The sequence below is a fragment of the Grimontia sedimenti genome (assembly GCF_011045095.1).
Lineage (GTDB): Bacteria > Pseudomonadota > Gammaproteobacteria > Enterobacterales > Vibrionaceae > Enterovibrio > Enterovibrio sedimenti.
In genome coordinates this window covers 1-316 of record NZ_JAALDL010000079.1, presented here as the reverse complement: position 1 = coordinate 316, position 316 = coordinate 1, and the positions used below count along the sequence as shown (strand labels likewise).

Sequence of the window (316 nt, the reverse complement as noted above, 5' to 3'; positions counted from 1 at the left end):
GCCGAGTCGCTGTTGCCGGCCAGGTCAGTGACGGTGGCGGTGACGGTGTAGTCACCGTCAGGCAGTTCGGTCTTGGTGACATCCAGGGTCCAGGTGCCATCGTTGTTAACGGTCAGCTCAGGGCTGTCTTCGTTGTAGGTCTTGCCGTTGAAGGCAACGGTCAGCTTATCGCCGTCCGCCTTGTCGACGGTACCGGAAATGGTCAGGGTGTTGTCGTTGGTGACAAAGTCGCCCTGAACGTTGCTGTCTTCAGAGATGCTGTCGACGGAGACCGCCTTGGTGGTCTTGTCGCCGTCGGTACCAATCTCGGTGTCGA

General features: G+C 59.2%; 1 protein-coding gene. It reads right to left on the bottom strand.

Annotated elements, in window-relative coordinates; all coding sequences use genetic code 11:
* On the bottom strand, window positions 1-257 hold a 257-nt coding region (locus G5S52_RS23595; RefSeq protein ID WP_368737502.1), incomplete at its 3' end, for an Ig-like domain-containing protein.
* Between the last annotated feature and the right edge of the window lie 59 nt (window positions 258-316).